Here is a 16919-nt window from a genome sequence, read left to right as displayed (position 1 = left end):
GCATTGATTGCCCGCCAAGGCTTGATTACCATCGAACTAGGATTAATAAGGCTTTAGCTATAAATATATAGGACAGATAATGAAACCAGTTATTTTAGCCGGCGGATCCGGCAGCCGACTTTGGCCCAAATCCAGGGCTGCCCTCCCCAAACAGTTTCTGTCACTGACGTCTGAACAGACCATGCTGCAGGAAACGCTGGCTCGCCTTGAAGGTACGGATACCGAACATCCAATTGTCATCTGTAATGACGCCCACCGTTTTCTGGTAGCAGAACAGTTGCGGCAGTTGAATGTTGAGCATGGCGGTATTCTGCTCGAGCCTGTTGGCCGCAACACTGCGCCAGCCATTGCCCTTGCCGCATTGCAGGCGACCAGAAACGGTAATGATCCTGTTTTGTTGATATTGGCAGCGGATCACCTGATTAAAAAATTACCTGAATTTCATGCTGCAATTGCGAAGGCTGAAATGCTGGCACAGGCAGGAAAACTGGTAACCTTTGGTATTGTTCCGGACCAGCCACATACCGGGTATGGCTATATTCAGTCTGGCGACCAACTGGACTATGGTTTCACGGTAAAAGAATTTGTTGAAAAACCGGATCTGAAAACAGCGCAGGATTATGTTTCATCCGGTAAATACTACTGGAACAGCGGCATGTTCATGTTCAAGGCCAGCCGCTATCTTGAAGAGCTTAAAAAATTCAATCCGGAAATTCTGGATGTATGTCAGCAGGCAATTGATTCCGAGTGCAAGGATTTGGACTTCATTCGGGTTGACGCAGAAATTTTTGCCCGTTGTCCTGACGATTCCATTGATTACGCAGTGATGGAAAAAACCCAACTGGCAGCTGTGGTGCCGCTGGACGCTGACTGGTCTGATGTGGGCAGCTGGTCTTCATTGTGGGAAACAGCCGAAAACAAGGACGAGAATGGTAACGTCGTTGTGGGCGATGCCATCCTCGAAGGTGTTAACAACAGCTATATCAATTCGGAACAGCGCCTTATCTCTGTGATTGGGCTGGATGACGTCGTTGTGGTTGAAACCAAGGATGCTGTTATGGTTGCCCACAAAGACAAAGTTCAGGACATCAAAAACGTTGTTACCAAACTCAAGACAGAAAAACGCCCGGAATTTGAATTCCATCGTGAAGTATTCCGTCCCTGGGGTAGCTACGATTCCATTGATGCGGGAGCCCGTTTCCAGGTTAAGCGTATTACCGTTAAGCCGGGTGAAAAACTGTCTGTGCAGATGCATCATCATCGTGCAGAGCACTGGATTGTGGTGTCCGGTACGGCTAACGTTACTATCGGTGAAACTACTCAACTGGTTACCGAGAATGAATCAGTTTACATCCCCATCGGTGCCATTCACGCGCTGGAGAATCCGGGCAAAATTCCTCTGGAACTGATTGAAGTGCAATCCGGTGCCTATGTTGGGGAAGACGATATTGTGCGTTTCTCTGATCGTTACGGGCGCACCGAAAACAAAGAGGCAGGTAAATGAGTAAAGCATTAACCTGTTTCAAAGCGTATGACATTCGGGGCGAGTTAAATTCACAACTGGACGAGGAAGTTGCCTATCGTATTGGCTATGCATTCGCAACCGAATTGGCGGCAAAGACCGTAGTTGTAGGCGGTGATGTCCGCCTTACTTCTGCACCATTAAAGCTGGCTTTGACCGCGGGTTTGATTGACGGCGGTGCGAAGGTGACCGATATTGGTATGGCGGGTACCGAAGAAATCTATTTCGCCACCAAACACTTAGGCGTAGATGGTGGTATTGAAGTCACCGCCAGCCATAACCCAATCAATTACAACGGTATGAAGCTGGTAAAGGCGCAGTCGGTTCCCATCAGCGGTGATACCGGACTGAATGCGATTAAAGAAGCGGCTGAAAAGTTGAGTGATGCTTTTGTTGCCGAGCGAATGGCGTTTTATACTAACGACCAGACTCCTGATCCTGACGCCTTTTTCAATGGTAAAGCTCATATTGATTCGGCCAAACTCGTTGCCTCCGATCAATACGTGCAAAAAGACTGCATGGAAGCTTATGTAGAGCACATGTTGTCTTATGTGAATTTGGCCAATTTCACTCCGCTTAAAATTGTCGTCAATGCCGGCAATGGTGCAGCGGGTAAAGCGCTGGATGCCATCGAAGCGCGTTTACAGCAAAACGGCGTACCGCTTGAGTTCGTAAAAGTACATCACCAGCCTGATGGTACTTTCCCCAACGGTATACCAAACCCGTTATTGCCTGAAAATCGTGCTGATACTGCCGAGGCGGTTGTAAACAATAACGCCGATTTTGGGATTGCCTGGGACGGTGACTTTGACCGCTGCTTTTTGTTTGATGCCAAAGGGCAGTTTATCGAAGGTTACTATATTGTCGGCTTGTTGGCGCAGGCCTTTTTGGACAAAGAACCTGCGGCAAAGATCATCTATGATCCAAGACTGTGCTGGAATACTGAAGATATTGTCAGTAATGCTGGCGGTATTCCTATCAAGTGTAAGACCGGTCACGCATTTATCAAAGAACGTATGCGCAAGGAAGATGCGGTATACGGTGGTGAGATGAGTGCTCACCATTATTTCCGTGATTTTGCGTATTGCGATTCCGGAATGATCCCCTGGTTGCTGGTTGCTGAACTGGTATGTACCCGTCAGCAATCACTTGAGAAGATGGTGGAAGCCCGAATTGCCGCATTCCCTTCATCCGGAGAGATCAATTCGAAATTAAAAGATGCGGATGCCGCTCTGGCCAGGGTTACCGAAACCTATCTTCCGCTGGCAAAAGCGCACGAAGATATTGACGGTCTGGGTCTTGAGTTTGGAAACTGGCGTTTTAACCTGCGCAAATCCAATACGGAACCTGTGATTCGATTAAACGTTGAGTCCAAAGCCGACATTCCGTTAATGGAACAAAAAACAGCTGAATTACTCGCCATGATCCGTGACGAATAATCGCTAAATTTAAAAAGCGCCGAAAAGGCGCTTTTTTATTGCAGTAAATAAATCATAACCGCATGGCAGATCACAACCACGCTGGTTAACACAATGCGCAGGGCGGTGTAGCTTATGATCAGTGTTTTGGGTAATGCCAGCACGTATTTGTCGTATAGCAGAACCAGCACATAGGCCAATGAGAGTACTCCCAGGCTTCGCAGGTCGCCGCTGAACACCAGGCACAGCCACCCAATGATTGTGGGTAGCATAGCAACATAAAGCTGATGGTTTGTGCGTTGATTCTGCAGGGCATCCAGCCAGTGTACGCCACCAAAAAACGACAGTAACACTGCAGAATACTGGGTAAAATAGCGTGCTGCTTCGTACAGCGGCAAACTCCCAACCAGAGCCGCAACAATTAGCCCGACGAACGGCAGCAAGCCTGCAAAGCCAAGTGTGATTACAGGGTAGGGCATATGGGAACCTCCAATACAAAAATAGCGCCCTAAGGCGCTATTTCAAGATATCAGGATATCGTTTAACGGTTGATGGGCGTGTACTCACGCTTGCTGTGACCGGTATACAGCTGGCGTGGACGACCGATTTTCTGTTTCGGATCGCTCATCATTTCGTGCCAGTGTGAAATCCAGCCTACGGTTCTGGACAACGCAAAGATACAGGTGAACATATTAGTCGGAATTCCGATTGCCTTAAGAATGATACCTGAGTAGAAATCCACGTTCGGGAACAGCTTCTTCTCTGCAAAATAGGGGTCATTCAATGCAATGCGCTCAAGTTCCATTGCGACATCCAGTAATGGGTCGTCAATTTTAAGTTCCTGCAGCACTTCGTGGCAGCTTTCACGCATAACCGTTGCACGGGGGTCGTAATTTTTGTATACCCGGTGACCGAAGCCCATCAGACGGAACGGATCGCTCTTGTCTTTGGCGCGTTCAATGAATTCCGGGATACGGTCGACACTGCCAATTTCTTCCAGCATGGTCAAACAGGCTTCGTTGGCACCGCCGTGTGCGGGGCCCCACAGTGAAGCAACGCCAGCAGCAATGCAGGCGTAAGGGTTTGCACCGGAAGAGCCTGCCAGGCGCACGGTTGATGTAGATGCATTTTGCTCATGATCGGCATGGAGAGTAAAAATACGGTCCATGGCGCGTTCAACTGCAGGGCTGATCACATATTCTTCGGCAGGGACCGAGAACATCATGTTCAGGAAGTTTCCTGCGTAGCTCAAATCGTTACGCGGGTAAACAAAAGGCTGACCAACATTGTACTTGTAGCACATGGCGACCAGAGTCGGCATTTTGGCGATCAGGCGGTGGGCGCTACGGATGCGCTCTTCCGCGTTGGAAACGTCCAAATCGCTGTGATAGAACGAAGACATCGCACCAACCGTACCGCACAACATTGCCATTGGGTGAGCGTCATTACGGAAGCCGTGGAAGAACATGTTAATTTGTTCATGAACCATGGTGTGGCGGGTAATGGTGTCTTTGAACGCTTCGTATTCTTCCTTGTTGGGTGCTTCACCATGCAGCAGCATGTGACACACTTCAAGGTAGTCAGCGTCCCGTGCCAGTTCTTCAATGGGGTAGCCGCGGTGCAGCAATACACCTTTTGCACCGTCAATATAAGTGATCGCCGATTCGCAAGATCCTGTAGCCATAAAGCCAGGGTCAAAGGTGAAATAACCGTTCGCACCGAGCGAACGTACATCAATTACGTCCTGTCCTTCTGTGCCGGACAAAATAGGAAGTTCAATTTCCTTATCGCCCGCTTTAAGAATGGCTTTCTGATCTGCCATAAGTGCTCTCCTCAGAATGGTTCTGTTTTCAGCGAGTCTGAAGGCTAACAACCCGACCCGTTGGGAAAAGTGGCGTATTTTTACTTTATTGTGCAAGCGCAAGTCAATTTAAATGCATATTTGCACAATAAATATTCTAAATTATTCGTATTTATAAACCGGCTAAATTATACAGACTTTTAGCACGATAAAAATCGGCCTGTGGTTTTTTCTTGTAAATTTCCATCAAATTACCAGAGTGATCCGGCATCCTTGTCAAATAGTGCGGAATTTTTGTCCAAAGGTTGAGGGAATTAAAACCAGTTAAAGCAAAACGCTGATTTTATCGGTGGTTAACCGTAGTTATTCGCTGGTTCTACTGCTAAAATAGCACGCCCTTTGAGAGTTGCGAAGCATTGTTTTTCAACTGCGCCCGGCGGGATTGTCAACAATGGGGTTGACCAAATAAGAACTAAGGTCTTATGGGTGCACAAAAAATTGTAATTAGATTGGGCGCTGGATATACTCTCGCTACTTGAAATGATTGAATCTTTATTCTGTAAATCAAGTAGTAAAAAATTCACAAATTGTTAACAGCTCAGCGGATGAGACATTTAACAGGTAATAAACGAAATTACTCAATCAGGACACAAGAGAAACGAGTAATTGATTATCCTTACGGATCAAACAGGCATATATTGTGAAAAAGCAAAGACCAGTAAATTTAGACCTCAACACCATTAAATTTCCTCCTTCTGCTATTTCGTCAATTCTCCACCGTATCACCGGCGTTGCCATGTTCTTTGCACTCCTTTTCGTTATCTGGGCGTGGGCGGTTTCCGTTTCCTCACCAGAAGGGTTTGCGCAAGTACAGTCTTTGCTGGGCGGAATCGTTGGAAAATTGATTGCAATTGGCACAGCATCAGCATTGACCTACCACATATTGGGTGGCATCCGCCATGCCATTATGGATATGGGTCATTGGGAAGAATTGGAGTCAGGTAACCTCAGTGCCCAAATTATTATCGGGCTGTGGGTTGTGCTGACTGTCGTATTGGGAGTCGTATTATGGTAACGAATCAGGCAAGCATCAAACGTAATGGTGTGCAGGACTTCGTCTCTTTGCGTGCGAGTGCTGCAATCATCGCCGCGTTTACTTTTTTTATCGCATGGTTTTTCATTTTTACTGATGAGATTACTTTCGCTGTTTGGCGCGGGTTGTTCTCTGGTCTGGCAATGAAGGTTTTCACTCTGACAACCTTGGTTGCTGTGATGATCCATGTGCGCATTGGTCTTTGGCAGGTGTTAACGGATTACGTTAAGGCACCGGGTGTTCGTGCCGTTATTCAGTTCATTCTGAATCTTATTGCGTTTGTCTACGTAGCCGTTGGTCTGTTTGTTTTGTGGGGTATTTAACATGAGTTTACCAGTACACGAATATGATGCCGTCGTAATCGGTGCAGGTGGTGCAGGTATGCGCGCCGCGCTGCAAATTTCCCAGTCCGGTAAATCATGTGCATTATTATCTAAAGTATTTCCGACCCGTTCTCACACGGTATCCGCCCAGGGTGGTATTACCGTAGCGCTGGGTAATTCCCATGAAGACAACTGGGAATGGCATATGTACGACACGGTAAAAGGGTCAGACTACATTGGTGACCAGGATGCCATCGAATACATGTGTAAAACCGGTCCTGACGCCATTATTGAAATGGAGAACATGGGCCTCCCATTTTCCCGCTTTGAAAACGGTAAGGTTTATCAGCGTCCGTTTGGCGGTCAGTCCAAAAACTTTGGTGGTGAGCAGGCAGCACGTACTGCTGCCGCTGCAGACCGCACCGGTCACGCACTCCTGCACCTGCTGTATCAGCAAAACGTTAAAAATAAAACCAAGGTGTTCAGCGAGTGGTATGCCCTCGATTTGGTCAAAAACCAAGACGGCGACGTAGTTGGCTGTACTGCCATCGACATTGAAACCGGCGAAGTAGTGTATTTTAAATCCCGCGCTGTAGTGCTTGCTACCGGCGGCGCTGGCCGAATTTTCGCCTCCACTACCAACGCTCACATTAATACCGGTGACGGTGTCGGTATGGCATTGCGTGCTGGCGTCAGTGTCCAGGATATGGAAATGTGGCAATTCCACCCAACCGGCATTGCGGGAGCCGGAACCCTGGTAACCGAAGGTTGCCGTGGGGAAGGTGGTTACCTGTTGAATAAAGACGGCGAACGCTTTATGGAGCGTTACGCACCAAACGCCAAAGACCTGGCCGGTCGTGACGTTGTGGCTCGTTCCATGATGACCGAAATTCGCGAAGGTCGCGGATGTGACGGCCCATGGGGTCCACACATCAAACTGAAGCTGGACCACCTGGGCAAAGACGTACTCGAATCCCGTTTGCCGGGCATTCTGGAGCTGTCCCGTACTTTTGCTCACGTTGATCCGGTGAAGGAACCCATCCCGGTTATTCCAACCTGTCACTATATGATGGGTGGTATTCCTACCAATGTTCATGGTCAGGCTCTGACGGTGGATGAAAACGGCAACGACAAGGTTGTAAATGGTCTGTTCGCCTGCGGTGAGATTGCCTGTGTGTCCGTGCATGGTGCGAATCGTCTGGGCGGTAACTCATTGCTTGATTTGGTGGTATTTGGCCGTGCGACCGGCTTGCACCTGGGTGAAACCCTGAGTGAAATGGCTCCGACCCGCGATGCTTCAGAATCCGATTTGGATGCAGCGATGGCCCGTTTCAATCGTTGGGAAAACTCCGAAAAAGGCAAGGGCGAAGATCCGGTTCAAATCAAGAAAGATATGCAGCAATGTATGCAGCTGAACTTCTCGGTATTCCGTGAAGGCGATGCCATGGCTGAAGGTCTGAGCCAGCTTAAGGAAATCCGTGAGCGTCTTCAGCATGCCCGTCTTGATGACAAAAGCTCTGATTTCAACACCCAGCGGATTGAATGTCTGGAACTGGACAACCTTATGGAAACGGCTTACAGCACTGCCGTTGCTGCTAACTTCCGTACTGAAAGCCGTGGTGCACACAGCCGCTTCGATTACCCGGATCGCGATGATGAAAACTGGCTGTGCCACAGCATCTATCGTCCGCAAACCGAATCCATGCTGAAACGAGACGTGAATATGGCGCCGAAGTTGCGGGAAGCCTTCCCGCCGAAAGTGCGTTCATATTAAGAGAGGCCGACACATGCAATTAACTTTTTCAGTATATCGTTATAATCCGGAAGTGGATAATGCTCCTCGCATGCAGGAGTATAAGCTGGAGGTTGAAGAAGGCCGCGATATGATGGTGCTTGATGCACTTCTGGCCCTGAAAGAACAGGATCCAACCCTGTCTTTCCGTCGTTCCTGCCGTGAAGGGGTGTGTGGCTCCGATGGTATGAATATGAACGGTAAGAACGGTCTGGCCTGTATCACACCGCTTTCAGCTTTGGGTAAAGGCAAAATTGTTATTCGCCCTCTGCCAGGTCTACCGGTAGTTCGAGACCTCGTGGTCGACATGACCCAATTCTACACCCAGTATGAGAAGATTAAGCCGTTCCTGATTAACGACAGCAAACAGCCTCCAGCCCGCGAGCATTTGCAGTCCCCTGAAGAACGCGCCAAGCTCGACGGATTGTACGAGTGTATTCTGTGTGCATGTTGCTCTACTTCATGCCCATCATTCTGGTGGAACCCGGACAAATTTATCGGGCCTGCAGGATTACTGCACGCATACCGATTCCTCATTGACAGTCGTGATACGGCAACTGAGGAACGTTTGAACGACCTGGACGATGCGTTCAGCGTATTCCGTTGCCACGGAATTATGAACTGCGTCAGCGTATGTCCGAAAGGATTGAACCCGACAAAAGCCATTGGCCAGATCAAGTCGATGCTTTTACAACGGGCTGTTTAGCATTATATTTCTGTCACCCTGAGAGTTGCAGATTATAATGCGATAAATGGCCATCCGCTCGGGGTGGCTATTTTTTTGTGTAAACAGGCTGACTGGTTGGTTCTGCTGTTCAGAACCGTCATAATAGATGTCTGTTTTAGTAGCTTTATAAAAAACGTAGCAAGGCACAATAATGCAAGAAAGCGTGATGAAAGCGTGGTGGGACTCTTCGCATATGGCGGGCGGCAATGCCGCATACGTTGAAGAGTTGTATGAGGCATATCTGGAAAACCCGCAAAGCGTTGCCGAGACCTGGCGCCAGGTCTTTGACAGTTTACCTAAAGTTGACGGCGTTGAACTGGAAAGCAATCACACCAGCATTCGGGACCAGTTTCGTAAACTTGCGTCGCTCGGTCCTATGGCACGAATGGGCGCACCTGTTGCGACGACAACCGGCGTTTCCGATGACAAACAGGTAAAGGTACTGCAACTTATCAACGCATACCGCTTCCGTGGTCATCAGCATGCCAACCTTGATCCGCTCGGGCTTTGGAAGCAAGAACGGGTAAGGGATCTTGAGCTGTCTCACCATTCACTGTCTGAGCAGGATTTTGACACTGTATTTAATGTCGGTTCCTATGCCATTGGCCAGGAAACCATGTCACTGGGCGAGTTGTTCAAGTCTCTCAACCGTACCTATTGTGAATCGATTGGTGCGGAATACATGCACATCACCGATACCGAACAGAAGCGCTGGATCCAGCAGCGTCTTGAATCGGTGCAGGCTGACCCGACCATTTCCAGAGAAGACAAGCTTAATATCCTCAAAGGCCTCACCGCCGCTGACGGCATGGAAAAGTATCTGGGTGCCAAATTTCCTGGCGCAAAACGCTTCTCGCTTGAAGGTGGCGATGCCCTGATCCCAATGCTCAAAGGGCTGATTACCGAAGCGGGCAAAGGCGGTACCAAGGAAGTGGTTATCGGTATGGCTCACCGTGGCCGTCTGAACGTTCTGGTTAACGTACTGGGTAAAAATCCTTCCGTACTGTTTGACGAGTTTTCCGGTAAACATGATGAAAGCCTGGGTTCCGGTGACGTTAAATACCACGCAGGTTTTTCTTCTGATTTCGCCACTCCTGGCGGAAATGTTCACCTGGCGCTGGCGTTTAACCCTTCTCACCTTGAAATCGTCAATCCGGTGGTTATGGGTTCTGTGCGTGCCCGTCTTGAGCGCCGCAACAACGACGCCAACATGGTATTGCCTGTGACTATTCACGGTGATTCCGCGATTGCCGGACAAGGGGTTGTTCAGGAAACCTTCAACATGTCCGAGACCCGAGGCTTTGCTGTAGGCGGTACGGTACGCATCGTTATCAACAACCAGGTCGGTTTCACTACCTCCAAAACCGAAGATACCCGTTCAACCCAGTACTGCACTGATATTGCCAAAATGGTTCAGGCGCCAATTTTCCACGTGAATTCGGATGATCCTGAAGCGGTACTTTTCGTCACCAAACTGGCGTTGGACTACCGTAACAAGTTCAAGAAAGATGTGGTCATTGATTTGGTGTGTTATCGCCGTCATGGTCACAACGAGGCAGATGAGCCGAATGCAACTCAGCCGCTGATGTATCAGAAAATTAAAAAGCATCCGGTGCCGCGTCAAATTTATGCGGACCAGCTGGTTGCCGAGGGCGTAATTGAAGCACGTGATTCTGAGAAAATGCTTGATGATTACCGCGCGGCATTGGATCACGGCGCCTGTGTGGTTGAAGAGTGGCGCCCAATGACGGAGCATTCTGTTGACTGGAGCCCGTTCCTGGGCCATGACTGGGATGCGCCTTACGATTCCGCCATCAGCGTAGAGAAGCTTAAGGAACTGGGTGAAAAGATCACCAGTTATCCGGAGTCGCACAAGTTGCAGTCCCGGGTGAACAAGCTGTATCAGGACCGCAAAGCCATGATCGCCGGTGACAAGCTGCTCGACTGGGGGATGGCTGAAACTCTGGCCTACGCCGACATCGTTGACCGTGGCAACGCCATTCGCATGACCGGCCAGGACTCGGGCCGAGGAACCTTCTTTCATCGTCATGCGGTATTGCACAACCAGACCGACGCCTCAACGTACATGCCACTGAAGCATGTACGTGAAGGCCAGGGTGATATCGATATTTACGATTCTGTTCTGTCCGAAGAAGCGGTTATGGCCTTTGAATACGGCTATGCCACCGCAGAGCCTACCTGTCTGACTATTTGGGAAGCCCAGTTTGGCGACTTTGCCAATGGCGCCCAGGTGGTGTTTGACCAGTTTTTGAGTTCCGGTGAAGCTAAGTGGGGCCGGCTTTGTGGTCTGACTGTATTGCTGCCACACGGGTACGAAGGTCAGGGACCAGAGCACAGCTCTGCACGCCTTGAGCGTTTCCTGCAATTGTGTGCTGATCACAACTGGCAGGTATGTATTCCTTCGACGCCTGCACAGGTGTTCAATATGTTGCGTCGTCAGGTGATTCGCCCGATGCGCAAGCCGTTGATTGTTATGTCGCCCAAATCCCTGTTACGTCACCCGTTGGCGACGTCTTCACTGGAAGATCTGTCAGATGGCGTGTTCCACAACGTGATTGGAGAAATTGACGAGCTGGATCCGAAAAAGGTTAAGCGCGTCGTAATGTGTTCAGGCAAGGTTTATTATGACCTGCTGGAACAGCGCCGTAAAAATGAGCAAACCGACGTAGCCATTATCCGTCTCGAGCAACTGTACCCGTTCCCTCAGGAGGAATGTGCGCAGGTGGTGGCCAATTACAGCCACGTTAAAGACTGGGTATGGTGTCAGGAAGAGCCGCAAAACCAGGGTGCCTGGTACAGCAGCCAGCATCACTTCTGGCAGGCGATTCCTGAAGGAGCCAAGTTAACCTATGCGGGTCGCCAAGCGTCGGCGTCGCCTGCAGTTGGATATGTTTCCGTTCACAACCAGCAACAAAAAGCCCTGGTTGAAGACGCACTCACGATTAAATAAGGAACAATGATGACAATTGAGATAAAAGTTCCGGTTCTACCAGAGTCAGTTGCCGATGCCACCATAGCAACCTGGCACGTGAAGGCCGGCGATTCGGTAAAACGCGATCAGAACCTGGTTGATATTGAAACAGATAAAGTGGTACTGGAAGTCGTTGCGCCTGCTGATGGTGTGATGGGCGAAATCATTGATGAAGAGGGTGCGACTGTTCTGGGTGAACAAGTGATAGCCAGGCTCGAGGAGGGTGGTGCTGCTGCCAGTACTTCAGCGGTGAAAGCCCAGCCAGCGGAAACATCTGCTGCTGCCACACCGGCTGCTGGCGGAAAAACCAGCGATATTAATGTGCCGGTTCTGCCTGAATCGGTAGCCGACGCGACCATTGCCACCTGGCATGTTCAGGTTGGTGAAGCGGTAAGCCGCGACCAGAATCTGGTTGATATTGAAACCGACAAAGTGGTCCTGGAAGTGGTAGCTCCGGCAGACGGCTCCATTTCTGAAATTTTGGCCGATGAAGGTGCCACGGTCACAGCTGAGCAAGTAATTGCGAAGTTTGTTGAAGGTGCAGGTAGCTCCGCTTCTGCGGCTCAGCCTGCTGCGGTGGAAGAAAGTGATGACAACGACGTGCTGACACCATCGGTTCGCCGTCTGTTGGCCGAGAAGGGCATTGATGCTTCTAAGGTAAAGGGCACTGGCAAAAATGGCCGCATCACCAAAGAAGATGTTGAGCAGTACCTGAAAGCGGATACCGGCTCAGCCAAACCTGCAGCTGCAGGAGCCGCTGCTGCTGAAAGCCTGCCAACTGGTGAGCGTACTGAAAAGCGTGTGCCAATGACCCGTCTGCGTAAGACCATTGCCAACCGCCTTCTGGAAGCAAAGAATTCCACAGCGATGCTGACGACATTTAACGAAGTTAACATGAAGCCCATTATGGACCTGCGTAAGCAGTACCAGGACAGCTTTGAAAAGCGCCATGGTATTCGTTTGGGCTTTATGTCTTTCTATGTGAAAGCGGTCACCGAAGCGCTTAAGCGTTTCCCTGAAGTGAATGCTTCCATTGATGGCGACGACATTGTTTATCACAACTATTTTGATATCTCGATCGCAGTGTCAACTCCGCGTGGCCTGGTAACACCGGTACTGAAAGATACCGACACCCTGGGTATGGCGGGTATTGAGAAAGGCATCAAAGACCTGGCGATCAAGGGCCGTGACGGCAAGCTGTCTATGGCTGATCTTCAGGGCGGAAACTTCACCATCACTAATGGTGGTGTGTTTGGCTCACTGATGTCTACGCCAATCATCAATCCTCCGCAAAGCGCCATTTTGGGTATGCATAAAATTCAGGATCGCCCAATGGCAGTGAATGGCAAGGTGGAAATTTTGCCGATGATGTACCTGGCATTGTCTTACGATCACAGAATCATTGACGGTAAGGAGTCGGTTGGCTTCCTGGTTACTGTCAAGGAAATGCTGGAAGATCCTACTCGTCTGTTACTGGACGTGTAAGGGCACTTCTTACTGCATTGTGACAGGGGGGCAGGTGGTCAGTCCTGATGGAGTGGCCCGTGGTAGCCCCCTAAAGCAACGCTGACATTCGCCCTCAAATGTCAGCCAATTAAATCAAGTCGCGAAAGCGGCTTTTGTCTAAATAAAAATCGGATAGAAACACCATGAATTTGCATGAATACCAAGGTAAGCAGCTATTCAGAGAATACGGTTTGCCTGTTTCTGAAGGATACGCAGCAGATACTCCTCAGGGTGCTGTAGAAGCAGCAGATCGCATCGGCGGTAGCGAGTGGGTTGTGAAATGTCAGGTCCACGCGGGTGGTCGCGGTAAAGCAGGCGGCGTTAAACTTGTTAAAAACAAGGATGAAATTCGTGGGTTTGCTGAAAAGTGGCTGGGCAAAAATCTGGTGACTTTCCAAACTGACGAGAAAGGTCAACCGGTTAGCAAGATCCTGGTTGAGTCCTGTACCGACATTGAAAATGAGTTGTACTTAGGTGCAGTGGTAGACCGTGGCAGCCGTCGTGTTGTTTTCATGGCTTCCACCGAAGGCGGTATGGAAATTGAGACTGTTGCCGAAGAAACGCCTGAGAAAATTCTGAAAGCGGAAATTGACCCAATTGTTGGTCCACAGCCTTATCAGGCACGTGAAATGGCTTTCAAACTGGGTCTGCAGGGTGTACAAATCAAGCAATTCGTTCAAATCTTCCTGGGTCTGGCGAAAATGTTTGAAGAGCTGGACGTAGCTCTGATTGAAATTAACCCGCTGGTTATCAAGACCGACGGTAATCTGCACTGCCTGGACGCCAAAGTAGGCATCGACGGCAATGCACTGTATCGTCAGCCTAAAATCAAAGACATGCACGATCCTTCACAGGAAGACGCTCGTGAAGCTCATGCAGCTCAGTGGGAACTGAACTACGTAGCTCTTGACGGTAACGTTGGCTGTATGGTGAACGGTGCAGGTCTGGCCATGGGTACCATGGACATCGTGAACCTGCATGGCGGAAAGCCGGCTAACTTCCTTGACGTAGGTGGTGGCGCGACCAAAGAGCGCGTGGCTGAAGCGTTCAAGATCATTCTGTCCGACGACAACGTTAAGGCTGTACTGGTTAATATCTTCGGCGGTATCGTTCGCTGTGACATGATCGCAGAAGGGATCATCGGTGCGGTGAAGGAAGTTGGCGTTAAAGTACCGGTAGTGGTTCGTCTGGAAGGCACAAACGCAGAACTGGGTCGTGACGTTCTGGCCAACTCAGGTCTGGATATCATTGCTGCTGAATCTCTGACTGATGCAGCGCAAAAAGTGGTTGCTGCAGCGGAGGGCAAATAATGTCTGTATTAATCAACAAAGACACCAAAGTAATCTGTCAGGGTTTCACCGGTGGACAGGGTACCTTCCACTCACAGCAAGCCATTGACTACGGAACGCAAATGGTTGGCGGTGTAACACCGGGTAAAGGTGGCACCGAGCATTTGGGCCTGCCTGTATTTAACACCGTGCGTGAAGCGGTTGAAGCGACTGGCGCAACGGCATCGGTTATCTATGTGCCTGCTCCGTTCTGTAAAGATTCTATCTGTGAAGCAGTAGACGCAGGCATTGAACTGATTGTTTGTATCACTGAAGGCATTCCAACCCTGGATATGCTGTACGTGAAAGAATACGTAAATGCCAAAGGCGTGCGTATGATTGGTCCTAACTGCCCGGGTGTGATCACTCCAGGTGAATGTAAGATTGGTATTATGCCAGGCCACATCCACAAGCCAGGTAAAGTAGGCATTGTTTCCCGTTCCGGTACGCTGACGTACGAAGCGGTTAAGCAAACTACTGACGAAGGTTTCGGCCAGTCTACCTGTGTAGGTATTGGTGGTGACCCAATCCCGGGTTCTAACTTCATCGATATCCTGAAAATGTTCCAGGAAGATCCGCAAACTGAAGCGATCGTAATGATCGGTGAAATTGGTGGAACGGCGGAAGAAGAAGCGGCTGCGTTCATTAAAGCTAACGTAACCAAGCCGGTTGTTTCTTACATCGCTGGTGTTACCGCTCCTCCTGGCAAGCGTATGGGCCACGCCGGTGCCATCATTGCCGGTGGTAAAGGTACTGCAGATGACAAGTTCGCAGCACTGGAAGCGGCAGGTGTGAAAACCGTACGTTCACTGGCCGACATCGGTAAAGCATTGCGTGAAGCTACTGGCTGGTAAGCCAGTCTGAAGCGAAGTGTTTAAAGGAACCCGCCATTTGGCGGGTTTTTTTATGTCACACGAGTATCTATCCCCGCAGGTAAACTATGGAGTTTTGAACTATGGTTAAAGCAGTGTAAAAATAGAATGTACTTTAATGACTGTCCGAAGAATCCTGAATGCAGTACTTGTCATTGTTTCACTCAGCTGTAGCTTTTCAGGCCTGGGCAATTCATCAGCCCCCTATGAACCTCGCCCTTATGTTCAAATCACCCACCCGGACTGGGCTAAAAATGCCACCATTTATCAAATTAACACCCGCCAGTTTACACCCCAGGGAACCTTTGCTGCTGCGCAGGAGCAGTTACCGCGGCTTAAAAAGCTTGGCGTAGACATACTCTGGTTAATGCCCGTACACCCGATAGGTGAAAAGAACCGTAAAGGTAAATTAGGAAGCCCGTATTCGGTTAAAGACTATTACGGTGTGAATCCGGAATTCGGCAATTTAGCCGACCTAAAAAGTTTTGTGAATGCGGCTCACAGTCAGGGCATGTACGTGATCCTTGATTGGGTAGCCAACCACACCGCGTGGGATAACCCTTTGGCAGAGAAGCATCCTGATTGGTATGAAAAGGATCCTGCCGGAAATTTCCGGCCTACCCCTTGGTGGGATTGGTCGGATATCATCGATCTCGACTACAGTCAGCCGGGGTTGAGGCAATATATGACTGAAGCCATGAAATACTGGGTGAAAGAGGCTGACATAGATGGTTATCGGGCGGACGTGGCTGGGTTTGTTCCGGTCGACTTTTGGGAAAATGTTCGTCGTGAACTCGATTCGATCAAGCCGGTTTTTATGCTGGCCGAGTGGGAGAGCCGCGATTTGCACGCGCGGGCATTTGATATGACCTACGCCTGGAGCTGGCATGAAGCCGTTATGCATACTGTGAGGCATGAAGGTGACCTCAATAAGTTGTTTATCTACTATTCCTGGAATGAAAGTGCCTATCCCAAAGCTGCCTATCGGATGACCTATATCGACAACCATGATGCAAACGCATGGGAGGGAACCATGTATGAACGCTTCGGTGAAGGGCTTGAAGCTGCCATGGTGTTGTCAGTAGTCGGAGAGGGCATGCCGCTGATTTACAATGGCGTTGAAGCAGGAAATGATAAGGCTCTGGCGTTCTTTGACAAGGATCCGATCGAATGGCGGGAACACCACTTTTCGCAACTGCTGACTCGCTTGAATCAGTTACTCGAGGGCAATACGGCACTGTGGCATGGTGAGCACGGCGCTACCATGGTTAGGGTCTGGAATGACCAGCCCAACCATGTGTTCAGTTTCTTACGTGAAAATGACAGGGATAAAGTGCTGGTTTTGATTAATTTCAGTTCTGCTGCACATACCGTTACCCTCGAGGGACAAAGGGCTGTGGGGGAATACACAGAGTATCTTCAGGGAGAGAAGTTCAGTCTCTCCAGGGCCCAGCGAATCGAGATGTCGCCCTGGTCATACAAAGTGCTGGTGCGTTAGTAGTTAGGCCTGAAAATATGATCAAACGTATAAGTTTTAACCTGAGT

General features: G+C 49.6%; 13 protein-coding genes. 11 read left to right on the top strand and 2 right to left on the bottom strand.

Annotated features, from left to right (window positions below):
- Window positions 1-79 precede the first annotated feature (79 nt).
- Both DXV75_RS08310 and DXV75_RS08305 read left to right on the top strand, forming a co-directional pair.
- A complete protein-coding gene (locus tag DXV75_RS08310; protein WP_115592942.1) occupies window positions 80-1504 on the top strand; it encodes a mannose-1-phosphate guanylyltransferase/mannose-6-phosphate isomerase in 1425 nt (474 codons plus the stop codon).
- A complete protein-coding gene (locus tag DXV75_RS08305; protein ID WP_115592941.1) occupies window positions 1501-2961 on the top strand; it encodes a phosphohexomutase domain-containing protein in 1461 nt (486 codons plus the stop codon). Before DXV75_RS08310 ends, DXV75_RS08305 begins: the two co-directional genes overlap by 4 nt.
- Window positions 2962-2996: 35 nt before the next feature.
- On the opposite strand, the gene DXV75_RS08300 is transcribed toward DXV75_RS08305, so the two are convergent.
- Together DXV75_RS08300 and DXV75_RS08295 are read right to left on the bottom strand one after the other, a co-directional pair.
- Window positions 2997-3419, bottom strand: coding sequence for a DUF3429 domain-containing protein (locus tag DXV75_RS08300; protein WP_115592940.1), 423 nt, complete (start codon window positions 3417-3419; stop codon window positions 2997-2999).
- A 62-nt stretch (window positions 3420-3481) separates the two neighbouring features.
- Window positions 3482-4762 carry a citrate synthase gene (locus tag DXV75_RS08295; RefSeq protein WP_115592939.1) on the bottom strand — a complete coding sequence of 427 codons (1281 nt, stop codon included), beginning with the start codon at window positions 4760-4762 and terminating at the stop codon, window positions 3482-3484.
- Window positions 4763-5441: 679 nt separating this feature from the next.
- Here DXV75_RS08295 and sdhC point away from each other — a divergent pair.
- The 9 genes from sdhC to DXV75_RS08250 all read left to right on the top strand — a co-directional run bounded on the left by sdhC (window position 5442) and on the right by DXV75_RS08250 (window position 16872).
- Complete coding sequence (gene sdhC / locus DXV75_RS08290; RefSeq protein WP_115592938.1) at window positions 5442-5816, top strand: succinate dehydrogenase, cytochrome b556 subunit; 375 nt, start codon at window positions 5442-5444, stop codon at window positions 5814-5816.
- Complete coding sequence (sdhD, locus tag DXV75_RS08285) at window positions 5810-6157, top strand: succinate dehydrogenase, hydrophobic membrane anchor protein (protein ID WP_115592937.1); 348 nt, start codon at window positions 5810-5812, stop codon at window positions 6155-6157. Before sdhC ends, sdhD begins: the two co-directional genes overlap by 7 nt.
- 1 nt (window position 6158) lies before the next feature.
- A complete protein-coding gene (sdhA, locus tag DXV75_RS08280) occupies window positions 6159-7931 on the top strand; it encodes a succinate dehydrogenase flavoprotein subunit (protein WP_115592936.1) in 1773 nt (590 codons plus the stop codon).
- 13 nt (window positions 7932-7944) lie between these two features.
- The gene (locus DXV75_RS08275; protein WP_115592935.1) at window positions 7945-8655 is read left to right on the top strand and encodes a succinate dehydrogenase iron-sulfur subunit; all 711 of its coding nucleotides are present in this window, start codon (window positions 7945-7947) and stop codon (window positions 8653-8655) included.
- A 172-nt stretch (window positions 8656-8827) separates the two neighbouring features.
- Window positions 8828-11647 carry a 2-oxoglutarate dehydrogenase E1 component gene (locus DXV75_RS08270; protein WP_115592934.1) on the top strand — a complete coding sequence of 940 codons (2820 nt, stop codon included), beginning with the start codon at window positions 8828-8830 and terminating at the stop codon, window positions 11645-11647.
- 9 nt (window positions 11648-11656) lie between these two features.
- A complete protein-coding gene (gene odhB, locus DXV75_RS08265) occupies window positions 11657-13153 on the top strand; it encodes a 2-oxoglutarate dehydrogenase complex dihydrolipoyllysine-residue succinyltransferase (protein ID WP_115592933.1) in 1497 nt (498 codons plus the stop codon).
- Window positions 13154-13317: 164 nt separating this feature from the next.
- Window positions 13318-14484, top strand: coding sequence for an ADP-forming succinate--CoA ligase subunit beta (gene sucC, locus DXV75_RS08260; protein WP_115592932.1), 1167 nt, complete (start codon window positions 13318-13320; stop codon window positions 14482-14484).
- Entirely contained in the window at window positions 14484-15356 is an 873-nt protein-coding gene (gene sucD / locus DXV75_RS08255) for a succinate--CoA ligase subunit alpha (protein WP_115592931.1), read from the top strand. Before sucC ends, sucD begins: the two co-directional genes overlap by 1 nt.
- 136 nt (window positions 15357-15492) lie before the next feature.
- Entirely contained in the window at window positions 15493-16872 is a 1380-nt protein-coding gene (locus DXV75_RS08250) for an alpha-amylase family glycosyl hydrolase (protein WP_115592930.1), read from the top strand.
- The last annotated feature ends 47 nt before the right edge of the window (window positions 16873-16919 follow it).

It is taken from the genome of Alteromonas aestuariivivens, from assembly GCF_003367475.1.
Taxonomy (GTDB): domain Bacteria; phylum Pseudomonadota; class Gammaproteobacteria; order Enterobacterales; family Alteromonadaceae; genus Alteromonas; species Alteromonas aestuariivivens.
This window is presented reverse-complemented; position numbering and strand designations above follow the sequence as displayed.